The following is a 16,927-nucleotide window of genomic DNA, read 5'->3' as shown; positions in this document are numbered from 1 at the left end:
ATTTATCTTAAGGCAATTGTATTGATGCCCATGCTTTGAATATCAGTGCCATTGGCAACAACATTTAGGCCTACCCAGCCCGTTCTAGTGGCAGAAGTAAATGGCAAGTAAGCCACACCATTCCATACGCTTTGACTACTGGTAGTTAATTGACCATTTAAGAAATGACCAAGGAATAATTCAGTTGCCGTAGTGAAACCAGTGAGGCTGTTATTAATCTCCGTTCCCGCTGGGAAGAGCACCAAACTTTCAAGAGAAACATCAGAACCGATAAGTTCGAATTGATCTTGGCTAGCAGTAATAGCATAACCAGTAGAACGAACGCTCAAAACAACATTGTCAGTCCAAGTAACTACTTGAAAACGGATATCAGTTGAGTTATTGGCATCAACATCTAAATTCGCTTCAAAAAACGTAGAATCACCACTTTGCGTAGTCATTTCAAAATCGATACTTGTAATATCAGTATTGTAACTAACGGTAGACTGAGTCGTATTTCCCATAATAATGAATGGGGCAGTTCCATCTCCGCCACCACCATCTCCATCGTCTGAAGAACAACTGAAAGCGAATAAAACTAGTAGGGAAAGTAGAACAGATTTTTTCATGGTGTTGTATGAATTATAATTGTGCAAGTTAATACAAAAACCTTTTATCGATAAGTATAACGCGGTTTATATCCTAAGGTACATGTCAGATTTAAAACAATTTAAGGAGGTAATACACTTAGCCAAATGGCACTACTCAAAAATACCCGTTGGGAAACCATCTATGCTATCTACATTTTTTTGTTTCCAATAATCGGATAACTCGTCATCGGATTTTTTGTTAGCCCAATCGGTTAATATTTGCCTGTCTTCTTGATATTCCATTAGTGGTACTGCAAAACCACAAGAGGTTTGGACAGATTCTATATCGATAACAAAAATATTTCTGGCGCCGGCGGTATCACCAAAATTATTAAAGTAATCATTCCATGCCGAGTCTTGCTTATGGATGGTGCATGCCTTTCCGTATACCCTAAGAATTAAAGGTTTACCATCAAAAGCACAAAACATAAGCGTAATTCTATTGACCAATTTTAAATGTGCGGCAGTTTCATTGCCACTGCCTGTCAAATTGAGCCAACTGATTTGGTTAGGATTAATGATGTTTAATGAATCCATTCCTTTTGGAGAAACATTAACACGCCCATCTTGCGCAGCGGTACCTGTAAAGAATATTTTTTGTGCTTTTATAAACTCAATATGCTGAGCTTCAAGTTGATCGAAGAACTTCGCCATAATAGATTTTTATGCTATGCTGAAATTTAGGGATAATTATAAACTCAAAGCACCCTAGACTTCATATTCTTCAGTTGAAAAAAGTGTAGAAAGCATTTTGACGCCTCTTACCTTTATTTACTTTTGTTCACCAATTTTTTGAAAGATCAGTATGTCAAATCACGCTCAGGTAGTTGCATCCGAACTCAATATTAAGTCAAAGCAAGTCATTGATACCATAAAGTTGCTCGATGAAGGCGGAACAGTGCCGTTTATTTCTAGGTATAGAAAAGAAATGACTGGTAGTCTCGACGAAGTTGCTATTGCTAATATTAGAGATCGAGTGCTTCAACTTAGAGAGCTAGACAAGCGGAAAGAAGCCATTTTGAAATCGCTGAAAGATCAGGAGAAATTAACTCCTCAACTAGAACGGGAAGTACAGCATGCGGAGAGTATGTCTAAGTTAGAAGACATATACTTGCCTTATAAACCCAAGAGAAAAACTCGAGCCACAATGGCTAGAGAAAAGGGGTTAGAGCCTTTGGCCAAGCTGATATTCAAGCAAGAGCTTAAAAATGTAGATGAGGAGGCAAGAAAGTATATCAATGCTGAAAAAGAGGTAGAAGATATTGAGAGTGCCTTGAAAGGTGCACGCGATATTATTGCTGAGCAAATCAATGAAAATGCTGAGACAAGAGAACGAATGAGGAAGTTGTTTCAGCGAACGGCCACTATAAAGAGCCGAGTTTTCTCAGGAAAAGAGGAGCAAGCGGAAAAGTTCAAAGACTATTTTGAATGGGAAGAAAAACTGAATCAGGCGCCATCGCATAGAGTATTGGCTATGAGAAGAGGGGAGGCTGAAATGCTATTAATGTTGGATTTACTCCCAGCTGAGGAAGATGCTATTGCCCTTTTAGATAAACAGTATTTGAAAGGAAATGGGCCGGCCTCGGCACAAGTGAAAGAGACAATTCGTGATTGTTATAAACGACTTTTAAGCCCTTCAATGGAAACAGAATTACGTATGCTTTCTAAAAAGAAAGCTGACGAAGAAGCTATTGACGTTTTCGCTAAAAACTTAAAGGAACTTCTAATGGCAGCGCCATTGGGAGGAAAACGTGTTTTGGCGATAGACCCTGGTTTTAGAACAGGTTGTAAAGTGGTTTGTCTTGATAAACAAGGGAAACTGCTTCACTTTGAGGCAATTTTCCCTAATGAACCTCAAAAGCAAACTACAAAAGCTGGTGCTGTAGTATCACACCTGGTAGAAAAGTATAAGTTGGAAGCTATTGCCATTGGAAATGGTACCGCCAGTAGAGAAACAGAGGCTTTTGTGCAACAGATTGGATTGCCCAAAGAAGTACTTGTCGTTATGGTAAACGAAAGTGGCGCTTCTATCTATTCTGCCTCAGAAATTGCTCGAAATGAGTTTCCAAATGAGGATGTAACAGTAAGAGGATCAGTTTCAATAGGAAGACGACTGATGGATCCTCTGGCTGAGCTTGTTAAGCTTGATCCTAAGTCAATAGGCGTAGGGCAGTACCAACATGATGTAGATCAGTCAGCATTGAAAAAATCTTTGGATGACGTGGTCATGAGTTGTGTAAATGCAGTAGGTGTAGAAGTCAATACCGCTTCAGAGCAACTGCTCACTTATGTATCAGGTTTAGGGCCACAGTTGGCCAAGAATATTGTAGACTATAGAAATGAAAATGGTCCATTTAAGAATAGATCGGCCATTAAGAATGTTGCTAGGCTAGGAGATAAGGCTTACGAGCAAGCGGCAGGTTTCTTGAGAATTCGGAATGCCTCAAATCCATTAGATAGTAGTTCAGTACACCCAGAGTCTTACGCCTTGGTAAAGCAGATGGCCAAAGATTTGAATTGCGAAGTGAAAGATTTAGTGGAAAAAGAAGCATTGAGAAAGCAAATAAATGCTCAGCGCTATGTAACAGATAAAGTGGGGCTCCCGACGTTGAATGATATAATTGCTGAATTAGCAAAACCAGGTCGCGATCCACGTGAAAAATTCGAAGCCTTTAGTTTTGCCGATGATGTCCATCATGTAGAAGACCTTAGGCAAGGCATGAAACTACCCGGTATTGTGACTAATGTTACTAATTTCGGCGCATTTGTCGATATCGGTGTTCATCAAGATGGTCTCGTTCATATTAGCGAAATGTCCGATACTTATGTAAGTAACCCCGCAGATATTCTCTCAGTTCAACAGCAGGTGGAAGTAACTGTTATGAATGTTGATGTGGCCCGAAAACGCATTTCTCTTTCAATGAAAACAGGGCAAAAGCCAAAACCTAAAAGGGCTCAGAAGCAAAAGAAGGAAAAAAGGCCGGAAACCGACATGGCCTCTAAACTTGCCGCTCTAAAAGGAAAGTTCGGAAACTAGGCTAGTTCATTTTTGTTATTTCTTCATTATGCAATGACTTAGATATCTGTCAATGGCTTATTTAGTTATTCAACTATATAATTAGTTTTTTATTTAATGAAGTCTGATTAGATTGTGGTTTAAAGCCAAATCTTATGACACCAAGCCTCAAGCACGCGTATAAGTCCCTTAAAAGATATAAAGCCCCAACCCTGATTAATTCCTTTGGGTTTACCATCGGTTTAACTGGAGCTATTCTTCTTTTGGCCATTTTAATGCACGATTTGAATTTTGATAAGTATCATCAAAATGACAATGTGTATCGAATGTCTGTTGGCCTAGATCTGCCTAGCGGTGCTCGGCATTTTGCATCTACCTCTGTCATAAGCGCTGAGAACTTAACAGAGGCCATACCTGAAATTACAGGAGTAATTCGAATGAGAACTATGCCAGCCACACTCATTAATGATGAGGATATTCTTACGAATGAACCAATCACTTATGTCGATTCTACATTTTACAATGGCTTTAGAGTAGATTTATTACAAGGTGTTTTACCCGATTCTCGTGATCAAATATTGATTAGTAGTGCTACAAGAGACAGGGTTTTTGGAGATAGAGATCCGATCGGTAAGCTTTTAAATGTTCAAGCTGAAACGGGTCTTCAACCACTATTGGTGGCTGGTGTTTATCAGAGCTATCCCACAAATGTGTCTTTTAGACCTTCATACCTTGCAAGTTTTGATTTAATAGAAGCAAGGCACAATAGGAATCACGGTGCGATAATGCCTTACCTCAATACTTTTGTTGTTACCAGCGGGAATGTTCAAACCACTGTTTTAAACGAAAAGATCAGTAAATACTATGAATCTAATTTGCCAGATGGACTCTTTGACGTGCTAAAGCATGAAGTGGAGGAATACGGTCAAATGCACTTTAGGAGAGGGTTGGAGTTTGATTTAGGGCAGAAACATGATCGCAGTACTTTATGGATCTTAGGAATTCTTTCAACTTTCATTCTCTTATCCACCGTCATCAATTATTTCAATATTCAGATGGCATTGGCGGTACAGCGAACAAAAGAATTGTCTATTCGCAAAGCATTAGGGCAGTCTTTTCTGAATAAGCTCTATCAAACTATGTCTGAGTCAGCTTTGCTATTACTGCCGTCCTTTATCATTGCTGGCATTTCTATTCATCTGCTATTAATCGAAATTGAAGCCTATACTGGTCAGACTTTAACTACAGGTTGGTTGGCTTCAGAAAGCTTACCCTTTCTTTTGCTAGCGCTTTTTGTTGTTTTTTGGATGGTTTCCCTTTCCATATCTATGATATTATTAAAGACTTCCAGCAATAATCTAGTCGCAAGAAAATCGGTTACCTCAAAAGCCTTTATTAGTAAAGGCCTTATCGGCCTTCAGTTTGCATTGGCAGGCTTTTTTATACTAAGTGCCATGGTTATCTCCAAACAGCTAAAGTTCATAGACGCCATAGATATGGGCTACGAGCCAGCAGGTTTGCTCAACGTTTCGCTTAATGTACCTACTTATGAAGAGGCTCAGAGGGTAAAGACTGTTTTTCAAGGTGTAGCAGGTATTCAGTCAGCGACAGTTTCCCAATCGTCTATTTTTGGCGAAAAAGGAAAAGCACAATTCTCTATTGAACAAGACACAGGAGCAGTGAGTATGCTTGTAAACTATAACTATATAGATAAAGATTTCTTGGCAACTAATCAGTTGAGGTTGGTTGCAGGTTCGAATATTACTGAGGGTAGGAACCAAGTCTTAATTAATGAAAAAGCGGTGAAGACTTTCGGGTATTCGAGTGCGGAAGAGATTCTAAATAAGAAAATTGATTTTACCCAAAGAGGTTCTACCATTGAGTATACTGTTGGCGGGGTGATATCGAACTACCATTATGCTACTATGCGACAGATGATCGAACCAATAGTCTTGCTAAAAAATGAAGGGCCGGGTTATTATAACCTCTCCTTGAAAACTGAAGGCAGAAATGTACAAGCTATGCTTCCGGCTTTAGAAGCCACATGGGATAAATTGTATCCAGGTTATCAGTTCAATTATCGCGCATTAACAGAAGTAATGGAAAACGACTATGCTGAAGATGCCCAGAAAGGAAGATTCTATCAGTGGGCTACTTATTTACTCGTTGTTATAGCAGCGCTCGGTATTTTTGGCCTTACCTATCATTACGCTGATCAAAAGCGTAAAGAAATCGGTATTAGAAAGGCCATCGGTGCTAGGTTGCTCAATATTCTATTACAGATTGGCAACCCGATTCTTTGGATATCAGGGATAGCTGCCGCAATTGCCATTCCAGTAGCATATAATTTGTCTAGCGAATGGTTAAACGCATATCAGTATAGAATTGAGATCGGAGCTTCTCTCATTATAACCACAATAGTTATCATGTTTGTACTTTCTGCTATAGCGATTTTGTACCCAGGGCTCAGAGCAAGTAAAATAAACCCTGTAGATGCACTGAGAGAAGAATGATCTAATTTATCTTGTGATTATAACCTCTGATATAGCCGATAATAAACTCTTTCGGGTATGTATTATCCTTAGGGTTATGGCTAGGCACAGGAACTTCATAAATATTGAGCATAAACTGCATAGGATAGTCAGGTGACTGATGAACTCTTCTTACTTTCTTGCCATTAATGAAAAATTCAACAAACTCAGGCGTCCAATTTACTGCATAGGTTTGAAAGTCTTTCACATCTAGATCAAACTCATCTTCATAGAATTCATCTTCGATTTGAGAGTCGCCAAATGGATGAAGTCCGTAGCCAACCTTAGCACCCTTTTTAGGTTGTTTTGCACCAATTATTTCAACGATGCAAATTTCAGCAGAACGATTAGGTTGATCTTCTATACCGATCATCCAAAGTGCAAAAACATTGTCAATACCCACTTTTGGAATTTTGCACCTTATTTCAAAATAGCCATACTGAGGTGTATAAGTAGTTTGTAAAGGTTGCTCTTCCCGTACTATAAGGTTTTTAGCAAACCGATGTTGGCCAAGTTTGCTTCCAAGAGGCCCAGAGTAAACCCCAGTTTGAAGGTTCGACACTTTTACATTACCATTAAACTCTTGGCTCCATGGTTTTTGATCGTCCGTTATTTTTAAGACCAATTGCCCCGCTCTAAAACAGAAGTTCGGGCGAGTAGCTTCTTGAGAACTCCATTGTGGTAAATAGAAAGGCAACCATTTTTCCGTGTTAAGCTCACCACTTTGAAAATCGTCCTCAAATTCGAGCGAAAGTTTATCGTAATTCATGTCGAATGAGCCAGAGAACTTAGTTTTCAGGCGGATAAAGACTCAAGCGTTCCGTCCGATGAAAAGTGATATTGAAAACGGCAATTGGCGGAAATATCGTAGCCTCGAAAACTACTTCCTTTGTAGAATAATTTAACTCCACCACTTTACCATAATTTCCATTGTTAATCACGGCGCCAGGAGAGAAGAAAACATGGTTTGTCATAAAATCATAATCTATGTCAGAAACAATTCTCGAGTAAGTAGACTGCCCTCTTTCTTTACCATATTGCCAGATTTGCTGAATGGTCATATTAGTCTGATCGACTTGATAATGAACGGCTCTACTGTAAGATCCAGTACCCGAAAAATTTCTATTATCACCATTGTCAAAAAGCATGATGTCATTACTTGACAATACTTGAGGTGCATGTTGATACCAATTCCATTCAAATGATGGATCATTCTCAGAACCATCTAGGATCGATTGATTAGTGATAGCCTGCCCCGCGCTGTTCAATGGTGTCAGTAACTTGGTGTTTAAATCAACACCATTTCCTGAGGTACCCCAGTCTTTATGAGGCCCCATGATCCACACAACCTCGTTTTGATCATTTACCTTAACTAGTCCCTGCGTTCTTCCAGACACAATGATCGTATTATCCGAACCGTCATATTCCACCGCATTAATGTGAAACCAATCGACTTGATCTTGTGTCATCGCAAAACGCGTTTGCTCTAAAGATTGCCTAAAATCCCATTCATTTACAATCTGTTTTGTCTGCCTGTCTATCTCAATAATGTGATCTTCAACAGTGCTGAGGCCGTTTTTATTCACCGTTACTATAAAGTTGCCATTGGGTTTTTCCAACACTTGATGATGGAAAGAATAACCGGGTAAATCCCAAGTATTTATCGTTTCACCCAGCATATTCACTTCATAAATTCTTCCCGAACTCCGATCGCCAAAGTACCAGTTTCCATTAGCCAGCCGCTCGATACCATTATCATAAAAGAGGTTATTTAAAGCATTACTCGTTTCAAATGTCAGATACCATCGGATATCACCAAATTCGTCGAAAATGAAAGGCCGTTGTGGGCTTTGGTTACCATTATGTCCAAAATAACTCACTAGCGTCATCCCTTCCTTTTTGGCTGCTTTATTGGTGTTAATCACAATATTGGCAGGTAAGTCTGCAATTAATGGAGCCGTTTCTAAATTGATGGCACTTGTACCCAAATCATTGCCCGATTCATCGTGCAGTGTTAATTCGACGGTGTTATTGTAACCTCCATAAAGGCCCAGTATGGTTAGGTTATGACCAGTTCTAAAACCTGGGAATTCTTTTACGACATCAGAATTCGGGCCATTTTTTCCTACCACCCGAATTGTGGCTCGTGTTGGAATAGCGGTCGACATAATGAGGCTAGAGGCTAAGGGAGAAAACCCAGATGGGTTTTGAATAATCGTTTGGGAAAGAATCTGTGCTTGTGTAAAGGTGCTACCAGTTTGTAAGCCAGGTTCCTCAGTGTCGTCACTTTTACAAGCCTGAAAAAGAAAAACAATGGAAGTTAAAAGTAAGATTCTGTGTGTAAGCTGTTTCATAGAATGGTAATTGACAGGAGAAGATCACTCAAAACAGACTTTAAATCAACTGATTAGTGAAAAAACCTTTCCTTTTCGTTCAAATGGTTATGCTCAACTAAAAAAGTTTATATCAAGCACGTCTAGATTTACTCTGAGAAGATGATTTTGTTGATTAGTTTACGACTGAATACAATTCTTCATCGACTATGACCTTACGCCCAATAATCAATAAAATAGCTTTCCTTTTCGTTGTGATTTCATTTGTATCCTGCACAGTGAATACGACAAGCAACTCTAGTATCGACACGGAAGCATATTGGGGAGATAATCCATGGCCAGAAATCAGAAAATCAAGGATTAATAAATTGCTTCCCAGTGCCATGAAAGCCGCTAATGTAGACTGTTGGTTGGTGGTATGCAGAGAGAATAATAATGATCCAATTGCACCACATGTAGGTGGCGAAAATGCTGGCGGAACTGCTGCCTTCCTGTTTTACATGGATAGTGAAGGTTTTCATTCAAAGGTTTACTCGCCATCGGGCGAATCTACTGCTTTGGATGATTTAGATATCCACGATGAAGTAGTGAGTGTGAGAGGAGCTTCTACAGTAGGAATGGCCATTGACTTTATTAAAGAGCGTGGATTTGACCAAATAGCGATCAATTCCTCCTCGTCGAATTCAATGGCGGATGGCTTATCATATACACAGCGACAGTCTATCGAATCACGGTTGGGTAACGATGTAGACAAGTTGGTATCGTCTACAGAATTGATCTACCAGTGGTTGTCTATCAAATTACCCGAAGAAGTAGAAATACTGAGAAAAGCTGCGCAACTAACCGCTGATTGGCAGGTAGAAGCCTACGAACAAGTGGTGCCGGGTAAATCTACAGATGCCGACATTGCTAAGTTTCTTAAACAAAAAATGGCTAGTTACGGGGTTACCGATGGTTGGGCACCAGATCAGAATCCTAATGTAAATTCTGGACCTGACAGAGGCCACTCGCACGCCACGGATAAAGTCATTATGCCAGGCGATGTTATCCAGATAGACTTCGGAATTAAATTATACGACCGCTGGGTAAGCGATATTCAGCGATTTGCCTATGTCTTAGAAGAAGGTGAAACTGTTGCTCCCGACGATATTCAGTTTTATTGGGAAAGTAGCAAAGCAGGGAGTAGAGCAGCACTAGCCGCAATGAAACCAGGCGTAAATGGAGCGAGCGTGGATCGTGCACAACGATTATTGATGCAAGCGGCGAAGTCTGAACCTGTGCCTTGGAGCACAGGGCACCCCGTAGGCTATGTGGCACATGATGTCGGTCCAAGCTTAGGCGGAGGGATGTCAAAAAGAATTCGTCCATCTTCCGCGAAACTCCTGAAAGAAGGAATGACTTTCGCTTTCGATGGCTTTCATGCTTGGAAAAGAGCCGATGGAACAGAAAAAACCATTTCCGTGGAGGAAATGGCTGTGGTTACTGCGAATGGTGCGGAATATTTGATTGCCCCCCAAGAGGAACTGATCTTAATAGGCAACAAATAATCAGCTCTTTATCGATTTAGGAAGTCTATGGCCTTTTCCATCGCAAGGTCTTTACCTAGAATATAGTCATCATAGGTCTTTTTGACTACAATATCAGGTTTTACACCGTGACCATAAAAGTCAGCGTTCGAAACAGATGAGTAATATCTTACAACTGGTATATAATAGGTGACTTTTGAATTGGGCAATGTTATTTGATATTGCAAGGCACTATTGTTGCCATAATAACCCCCACCTACTTCTCGGCCTATAAAAGTACCTCGCTTATTAAAGTGTAAAACAGCCGCGACATCGGCAGAAGTCGAAAAAGTATTGCCATCTGTGAGAATAACGAGTTCTCCTTCGAACGAATGCTTTCTAGGTTTTTGCTTGCCCAATGGTTTATGGTAATTGAAAGTAAAGTATCCAGGCTTCTTTTTATCCTTTTTAAAAAGTACCCCAATCGTATTGAACCACTTCGTATTCGAGTAGTCTTTATATTTAAACTTACTCGTTACAGTTTCCATTCGGTCGAAGTATTTGAAGTCTTCGTTTAGTAAATACTGACACAGAATAGCTCCAAAAACATCTGAACCACCACCATTTCCGCGTAGGTCTAAAATCAATTTTTCGACATTGTTCTCTTTCAACGACTTGAAAGTTTCTTTGAGTAACTTTTTGTATTTGATTTTATTGGATTTAAGCCAACCTCGAGCAAAAGTATTGATGTCTAAATAGCCAGTATCCTCTATCATTTTAAAGCTGGCCAATGGTGTGTTTGATCCACCGGTTTTCTTCGGGTACCGTTCTTTTTGTAAGGCCTTATGCTCTGCTTCTGTTAAGCCTTTTACCGTGATTCTTTCTACTTGCTGAGTATTGGGGGCTATAAACTCAATCTCAAAGGTATTTGTAGGTGTATTAAAAGTCTGATAGAATCTGCTGAAGTTCCAAGCCACAAAACTTCTACGTTTCGTCAAATTAAAGCCATCTGAAGGGGCATATTTTAAAAGTCCATCATAGACTTCTTGCAAAGGTTCACCATTGATTTGTGTAATCGTTGATCCGGCTGGGATCGATCGGTTTGGTGTTAAATCGTGAATAACGGTAAAGGCAGAATCCTCAAAATAGATATTGACGGGCAGGGTATAAGGGTTTGACTTAAATGTATTGCGCCAAAAGGCAGGTGTTTCCATCCAAGAATGACCACAGTTGATCGCTGCATAGAACTCTTGAAGTAAGGCATAAAATTCTTTTTTAGATAAGCTTGGGCTTATACTCGATTCTATCTTGCTAAACCTCTCGGCTACTTCTGTTGAATCGCTATACCAATATAACCCTGGGTGAATATCTTGAATTGAGTTCTTAAAAACACTAAAGTCTTCTTGCATGGCTTGAACATCAAAATCTGATTGCGCAAAACCACCAGCGTTGAACATAAATACGGAAAGTGTAAGTAAGAGGAGCTTAAATTTTGAGTACTGTTGTTTCATGAGGTATTTGATTTAACCTCGTGTTTACCAATCCAGTGCCAGATCTTAAAAATTGCTGATAGTCAGTTTGTTAGAAGTAGTTTTAGTTTTCACTGACCCTCATTATTTCCATATTGAAACAAATAGCTGTTTCGATGTGAAACAGGTTAAAAATGAAATGTGTTCTAGGATTTACTTTTTTGTCGGTTTTGGAGGTAAGGTCTTCGCATAGGCATGCGTCATTTCCATATAGATTTTGAGCGTCTCCTCCTCTTCGAATAATTCTTGAGGTAAGGGTACATATTCTCGCATAACGGCACCATAAGACTTTAAGTCTCCAACTTTGTATTTTTCTCGAAAGGCTTCATATTCTGCTTTGCCAAGTCTAATTCCTAAAATTCCTTCCTTGCCCATGTAGGTATACATGTTTCCATTCATGGAGGTATACCACATATTTTTTCCTTTTAATTCCATTTCTGGTACTAAGGAAACAGCATATTGGAATTGCTTTAAGTTTTCTTCAGGCGGGGGAGTTGCAGCCATGAAATTAGTATTTAGGAATACTTGAACAAAAAGAGACGTTGGCTAACCTGCCACACCGTCTCCATCGATATCTTTGCCGAGGTGTTGCTCTAAAGCTTTAAGCGTCTTGACTAAAAGTTCTTGTGTGTCTCTCAACTCTCTTTCCAAATACGCTACTCGATCCTCTAATGTACTGGCTCTATCTTTTTGTTCTTCAATTTGACTCTGTTGGATAAGGTCCCAAAATAATCCCATGGTATTCTTCCTTTTAGTGGCGTTGAAACTAAGTTAATAAAGTTTCAATCCTTTCACCATTTTCATGCAATAGTTAAATGAGATCAAGAGGTTGAGTATTGATTTTGGTTAAAGACTGTAACTGCTTTTTCCTACCTCTTTAACCTAATTGTGATTAACGAATCGATTCGATTTACTTCTGAAAGTGTATTCTCATGGCTACTAGAATTGCCATTAGACATTTCACCTAATATCACAATTCTATTCATAAATACTGGGTCTCTAAGGACTTCATAGTCTATCATTTCACCATTGACCATATCAAATGCCCTTTCAATAAAGGGCCATATTTTTTCTAATTGATAGTCATAGCTGAATTCCGAGGCTTTTTCTAGCGAATTAAGGTTGTCTTTTAGACTCACCATACTGCTAGTAAGTTCGCTTAAATCATTTTCTGAATTATTGATATATCTATTCAGGTACTCAGTTGGGAAGTTATAAATGCCCATTTGGAGTATGTTTAAGAAATAGTCCTCCGTTTTTTTGTCAACCTCAGGGCTTCTTGGTTGGTTTAGCACATTCAAAAGCTTCCCTATGTTCAATGATTTATCACTATAGAGCCCCTCGTCCTCTAAAAGAAAGGTTTTGTTGTAGGTATTTTCCTCTTTAACCATTTTCAATAAGCCCAGTTCTTTTATACCTGCTTTCCGAAGGTCATTCCAGTTATTAAGACTCAAAGCGATTAGAATGCCCAACACAACAAGAATAATCTCACCTAGGGCATACTTAAGGTATTTTGTTCTTTTCATTTCATTTAGGCCGGTTAAGTGTGGGCGTCTAAGTTTTCTGAGGAAATTTAGCATTACTAATTAAGTTGGGCAGTCCAAGATTCCTGCCATTCGCCTTGCTCTTTTAGAAATTCTATCACGACGTTTCTCTTCGTTTTTACGTCATCCTTAATACGACTTAATATATCTTGAAATGGTGTCGAATCGAAGATTTGATCATAAACGGGATCAGTTTGCAAGTCAATGAATGCGTTGGCGTATGCGCGCCGACCAAAATATAATTCATCAATAAGCGCAACAGCTTCGCCAACTTCTCCTTTCATAGCTGCGAGATTGAGTTGGCTAAATAATCTGCTGACTGAAACTTTATTTTCCTCGACTATGAGTTCGGAAAACACTTTACGCCTGGTCTCACGGCGACGATCCGCAATGGAGTCATGATAAGTCATATGCTGTCCAACTTTTTCAATGTAGTCAGAGGCTCTTTTATCTTTTTGAGCAATGAGGATATAAGTATAAATATTGATAGTAGCCGATAAATCATCATGACTTTGTGCATCTTGAATTTGATCAGGACTTAACTTTAGATCATACACTTCAGGGAAAAACTCATCAATTAATTCAATGACGCGGTCATAATCACCTTTTTGATAATGTGCCGCAATGCCCAAATTAGCCATAGGTCTTGCCGCGACTTCACCAAAGCGTTGTAGGATCGTTTCAGTAAAAATTAGAATGTCATCGTATTTTTTTTGATAAAACTTTGAGGAAATCATTTCAGTCATAGCCGTAAAATTCTCGGGGTACAGCGTTATAAATTGGCTAAGATATTTTTCGGAAACGGGCGGTAAATCAAGTGCTTGAGATAATTCTACAAGCTTATCGAGTAAACCCACGTCTTTTGGGAATCTTTTATTGGCCTCGTGTGCCAACAGAAAAGCTCGCTCGGTTCTTCCATAAGGAGAGTTTCTCATAAAACCGATCATTTGAGTATAAAGCGGTGCAAAATTTGGATGCTCTACTAAGGCCTCTTCAACTATTTCTATGGCTTTTTCAGTTTCTCCTCGGTTGGCATAAAGGCCAGCAACATTATGCGTAATGGCTTTATTCAGTGGATCTAATTCCCAAGCAATTAGTAAAACAGAGTCTGCTTCTAGGATTCTGTTCTGATCGCGCAATGAAATTTGAAGGTCATTAAAAGCTAAAGCATGATTAGGGACTAATTCGACTACCCTTTCTAAGTCTTCTATTACCTCTTTAAATCGACTTGGCCCTAGAGAGAAGTTTTTCCTGACAAACCATGCCCGGGCTCTATAGGCGTCTGGATCATTGGAGCTATGCTTTAGTGCTTCATTTACATGATACTCCATTTTCTCTAAAGTCTGATCATATGGAAAATTTCCATACTGATTCAGTAAATCATAGGAGAGGACTAAACTCGCATGGGCTTTGGCAAACTCTGGATCTAGGGAGATCGCTTGATTTAAGAGTTCGATTTCTAATTGGAGTGTATCTGCTGCATTCGAACGTATTTGATTTGCCCTGAGGTAAAGTTCGTAGGCCGCTGCATTTTTTGTGGGTTTATCCTCAAGTGCTAGCACTTCTTGTGGGAGCAATTCAACTCTTAATTCTTTGATGGCGGACTTGGCTATTTCGGATTGGATGTCAAAAATATCACTCGATTCTCTATCGTATGCCTGAGACCATATACTGGTTTCATCTTCAATTTTGACCAATTCTGTGCTAATTCTAAGCTGATCGCCACTTTTTCGAACTGACCCTGTCAAAATGTGATCAACATTCAGTTTATCCGCAATTTCTTTAAGCGAAAGGTCTTTGTCTTTAAAACTAAAGGAAGAAGTTCTGGCGATCACTCTAAGGCCTTCTACATGGGCTAATTCGTTTAGTAACTCTTCGGCAAGGCCATCGGCAAAAAAGGCGTTTTCGGGATCAGTACTTTGGTTTACAAAAGGCAGTACTGCCACGGATGGTTTTTCCTCTATAAAGAAGTTTCCAACAAAGAAGATGCGTTCCACCAATAGGAAAACAATCAATACCGTAAGCGAGGAAATAATAACTCGATTAAGCTTCTTTCCGGTTGTCGAAGTAATTGAAGTTTCAGTATCAACAATATCTGTTTTCTGAAGCCCTTCATTCGTCCATTCGTAAACCCAAGCAATAATTAATGCCACCGGAAAACCGATTAAGACAGTAAGGATAATTACGGTGTCCAACCAGTCGGGTAGAGAGAGTGGTTTTTCTATTGAAACGGCGATTTGAATTAACAACCAGCCAGTTACTGCATAGGCCGTGGCTACTTTAAAAACATTACGTCTTTTGAGTTCTGATGTGAGCTTAGATAGGTTCACGCGGTAGTCTTGGTAGAATAAGGTTAATTAGACTATAATTAACTACTTATTGCTTGTAAAACAAAGTTTTACAAGTCCCCATATGATCTTTACGCTTTGATTATATGATATCGTAGTGAAGAACGATTTGATCGAATGAAAGCATCATTTTTTGCGCTTCTTCGGGAACCATTGCTTTATTAATATCTTTTCCAGCAAAAGCTTCTATAGATTGATGGTCTTTCCAAACAGTAATTACAAGGCATTCTAGCCCTTGGTCTGTGTTCCTTTTCTGTACTTCCGATTTGATAAATCCTGGAAGTTCCTGTGCCTTGTTCAGTACTTTATTTTGGAGAAAGTCTATGTAACGATCATACTCGTTCTCCTTCAAAATACATTTCCATTGACGTGAAACCATGTTTTAATTGTCGTTTATCGATGGTAAGATAATCTTATTCACGATAGTGAAAGGTAATTTGTCGTTTGGTGAATTATAAGCGCCTCCTGTAAATATGGCGACTGTTTTTTGCTTTGGAAAAGTAAGAATATACTGTCCGCCATTACCCGTTGCGCAGATTGTGGGTACTTTTTCGTCATTCTTGGAAAAAGGTAGTTGCCACCAAAGGTAGCTATAGTCTAAACCTGTGATTTTGGTTTTAGGAGATGCTATTTCTTTAATCCACTCTTTGGGAATGAGTTGTTCGCCTTGCCAGTTTCCTTTATTGAGCATAAGCTGACCTAGTTTGGCCATATCGCGTGAGGTCATGTAGAGCCTTTCTCCTGCAGAGATTACTGGTTTCTTATTGGTGTGACCCCAACTCAAATTTTCAATACCCATAGTATCAAAAAGGTGTTTTTGGGCAAATTCAGAAAGGGCCAAGCCTGAAGATCGTTCAATGATTTCAGCAATCAATATCGTACCACCTGTACAATAGGTCGATGCTTCGCCCGGTTCGTTCGCCATAGGTAAGTTGGCCATAAACTGAATCCAGTCCTTCTTTTTATAGAGTTTGTCTTCTTGACCTTTCGACTTGGGGTTCCAATCGTTGCATTCCATTCCCGAACTCATGGTTAAGAAGTTTCGAATCGTTATTTGATCTTTTCGAGCGTCAGGATTTTTTGCTTTGCCGAATTCCTCTAAATACTTGGCCACTGGATCGTCAACACTTTTAACAAAGCCTTTTTCTATTGCGATACCCATAAGAAGAGCTGTAATACTCTTGGTAACCGACCTTAAGTCATGTTGTTTATTCACCGAATTATCTCCGAAGTACTTTTCAAAGAGCAACTCATTGTCTTTAACCAAAAGTATGCTGTGTAGCTCATGCTTTTCTTTATTCAAAGCATTGATGAATTGTTCGAAAAGTGAAGCGTTGACGTTTCGTTCTTCAAGGCTATTTACTATCCAGCCATCATCAAGCATATTGGGTTTTTCATAGGTGTAACTAGCCTGTGCTAGGCCAATTGTCCCATAACAAGTAAAGAGTAATAAGAAGAATAACTGTCTCATGGTCATAAAAAAGCATCATTG

The 16,927-nt window shown here is 39.3% G+C and carries 14 protein-coding genes; 3 read left to right on the top strand and 11 right to left on the bottom strand.

The genetic code is table 11. The features are described 5' to 3' along the window. Window positions 1-2: 2 nt before the first annotated feature. Window positions 3-608 carry a hypothetical protein gene (locus JXQ92_RS10140; RefSeq protein WP_421986503.1) on the bottom strand — a complete coding sequence of 202 codons (606 nt, stop codon included), beginning with the start codon at window positions 606-608 and terminating at the stop codon, window positions 3-5. Window positions 609-740: 132 nt separating this feature from the next. Next, window positions 741-1,283, bottom strand: coding sequence for a pyridoxamine 5'-phosphate oxidase family protein (locus JXQ92_RS10135; protein ID WP_421986502.1), 543 nt, complete (start codon window positions 1,281-1,283; stop codon window positions 741-743). A gap of 151 nt (window positions 1,284-1,434) precedes the next feature. Between JXQ92_RS10135 and JXQ92_RS10130 the strand changes: the two genes are divergently transcribed. Together JXQ92_RS10130 and JXQ92_RS10125 are read left to right on the top strand one after the other, a co-directional pair. Next, window positions 1,435-3,666, top strand: coding sequence for a Tex family protein (locus JXQ92_RS10130; protein ID WP_421986501.1), 2,232 nt, complete (start codon window positions 1,435-1,437; stop codon window positions 3,664-3,666). Window positions 3,667-3,800: 134 nt separating this feature from the next. Further along, complete coding sequence (locus JXQ92_RS10125; RefSeq protein ID WP_421986500.1) at window positions 3,801-6,158, top strand: FtsX-like permease family protein; 2,358 nt, start codon at window positions 3,801-3,803, stop codon at window positions 6,156-6,158. Between the two features lies 1 nt (window position 6,159). Here the strand turns inward: JXQ92_RS10125 and JXQ92_RS10120 are convergent, their stop codons facing one another. Together JXQ92_RS10120 and JXQ92_RS10115 are read right to left on the bottom strand one after the other, a co-directional pair. Beyond that, window positions 6,160-6,945 (bottom strand): glycoside hydrolase family 16 protein, encoded by a 786-nt coding sequence (locus tag JXQ92_RS10120; protein ID WP_421986499.1) that lies wholly within the window; start codon window positions 6,943-6,945, stop codon window positions 6,160-6,162. Window positions 6,946-6,964: 19 nt separating this feature from the next. Beyond that, window positions 6,965-8,530, bottom strand: coding sequence for an aryl-sulfate sulfotransferase (locus tag JXQ92_RS10115; protein WP_421986498.1), 1,566 nt, complete (start codon window positions 8,528-8,530; stop codon window positions 6,965-6,967). 188 nt (window positions 8,531-8,718) lie between these two features. On the opposite strand from JXQ92_RS10115, the gene JXQ92_RS10110 reads away from it, so the two are divergent. After that, window positions 8,719-10,056 (top strand): M24 family metallopeptidase, encoded by a 1,338-nt coding sequence (locus tag JXQ92_RS10110; RefSeq protein ID WP_421986497.1) that lies wholly within the window; start codon window positions 8,719-8,721, stop codon window positions 10,054-10,056. Between the two features lie 8 nt (window positions 10,057-10,064). On the opposite strand, the gene JXQ92_RS10105 is transcribed toward JXQ92_RS10110, so the two are convergent. From JXQ92_RS10105 to JXQ92_RS10075, 7 genes are all read right to left on the bottom strand, one after another. After that, complete coding sequence (locus JXQ92_RS10105; RefSeq protein WP_421986496.1) at window positions 10,065-11,525, bottom strand: S41 family peptidase; 1,461 nt, start codon at window positions 11,523-11,525, stop codon at window positions 10,065-10,067. Window positions 11,526-11,696: 171 nt separating this feature from the next. Continuing rightward, entirely contained in the window at window positions 11,697-12,047 is a 351-nt protein-coding gene (locus tag JXQ92_RS10100; RefSeq protein WP_421986495.1) for a hypothetical protein, read from the bottom strand. 42 nt (window positions 12,048-12,089) lie between these two features. Then, window positions 12,090-12,281 (bottom strand): hypothetical protein, encoded by a 192-nt coding sequence (locus JXQ92_RS10095; protein ID WP_421986494.1) that lies wholly within the window; start codon window positions 12,279-12,281, stop codon window positions 12,090-12,092. A 131-nt stretch (window positions 12,282-12,412) separates the two neighbouring features. Beyond that, entirely contained in the window at window positions 12,413-13,069 is a 657-nt protein-coding gene (locus tag JXQ92_RS10090) for a hypothetical protein (protein WP_421986493.1), read from the bottom strand. A 56-nt stretch (window positions 13,070-13,125) separates the two neighbouring features. Continuing rightward, window positions 13,126-15,417, bottom strand: a complete 2,292-nt coding sequence (locus tag JXQ92_RS10085) for a tetratricopeptide repeat protein (protein WP_421986492.1) — start codon at window positions 15,415-15,417, stop codon at window positions 13,126-13,128. 100 nt (window positions 15,418-15,517) lie between these two features. After that, window positions 15,518-15,814 (bottom strand): hypothetical protein, encoded by a 297-nt coding sequence (locus JXQ92_RS10080; RefSeq protein WP_421986491.1) that lies wholly within the window; start codon window positions 15,812-15,814, stop codon window positions 15,518-15,520. Window positions 15,815-15,817: 3 nt separating this feature from the next. Beyond that, window positions 15,818-16,906 carry a serine hydrolase domain-containing protein gene (locus JXQ92_RS10075; RefSeq protein ID WP_421986490.1) on the bottom strand — a complete coding sequence of 363 codons (1,089 nt, stop codon included), beginning with the start codon at window positions 16,904-16,906 and terminating at the stop codon, window positions 15,818-15,820. Window positions 16,907-16,927 lie beyond the last annotated feature (21 nt).

It is taken from the genome of Roseivirga sp. (genome assembly GCF_049099775.1).
Taxonomy (GTDB): Bacteria; Bacteroidota; Bacteroidia; order Cytophagales; family Cyclobacteriaceae; genus Roseivirga.
This window is presented reverse-complemented; position numbering and strand designations above follow the sequence as displayed.

Coding starts and splice junctions, on each gene's coding strand:
- JXQ92_RS10090 (WP_421986493.1), bottom strand. CDS start 13,069: ATGAAAAGAACAAAATACCTTAAGTATGCCCTAGGTGAGATTATTCTT.
- JXQ92_RS10140 (WP_421986503.1), bottom strand. CDS start 608: ATGAAAAAATCTGTTCTACTTTCCCTACTAGTTTTATTCGCTTTCAGT.
- JXQ92_RS10110 (WP_421986497.1), top strand. CDS start 8,719: ATGACCTTACGCCCAATAATCAATAAAATAGCTTTCCTTTTCGTTGTG.
- JXQ92_RS10095 (WP_421986494.1), bottom strand. CDS start 12,281: ATGGGATTATTTTGGGACCTTATCCAACAGAGTCAAATTGAAGAACAA.
- JXQ92_RS10080 (WP_421986491.1), bottom strand. CDS start 15,814: ATGGTTTCACGTCAATGGAAATGTATTTTGAAGGAGAACGAGTATGAT.
- JXQ92_RS10105 (WP_421986496.1), bottom strand. CDS start 11,525: ATGAAACAACAGTACTCAAAATTTAAGCTCCTCTTACTTACACTTTCC.
- JXQ92_RS10115 (WP_421986498.1), bottom strand. CDS start 8,530: ATGAAACAGCTTACACACAGAATCTTACTTTTAACTTCCATTGTTTTT.
- JXQ92_RS10120 (WP_421986499.1), bottom strand. CDS start 6,945: ATGAATTACGATAAACTTTCGCTCGAATTTGAGGACGATTTTCAAAGT.
- JXQ92_RS10135 (WP_421986502.1), bottom strand. CDS start 1,283: ATGGCGAAGTTCTTCGATCAACTTGAAGCTCAGCATATTGAGTTTATA.
- JXQ92_RS10125 (WP_421986500.1), top strand. CDS start 3,801: ATGACACCAAGCCTCAAGCACGCGTATAAGTCCCTTAAAAGATATAAA.
- JXQ92_RS10100 (WP_421986495.1), bottom strand. CDS start 12,047: ATGGCTGCAACTCCCCCGCCTGAAGAAAACTTAAAGCAATTCCAATAT.
- JXQ92_RS10130 (WP_421986501.1), top strand. CDS start 1,435: ATGTCAAATCACGCTCAGGTAGTTGCATCCGAACTCAATATTAAGTCA.
- JXQ92_RS10075 (WP_421986490.1), bottom strand. CDS start 16,906: ATGAGACAGTTATTCTTCTTATTACTCTTTACTTGTTATGGGACAATT.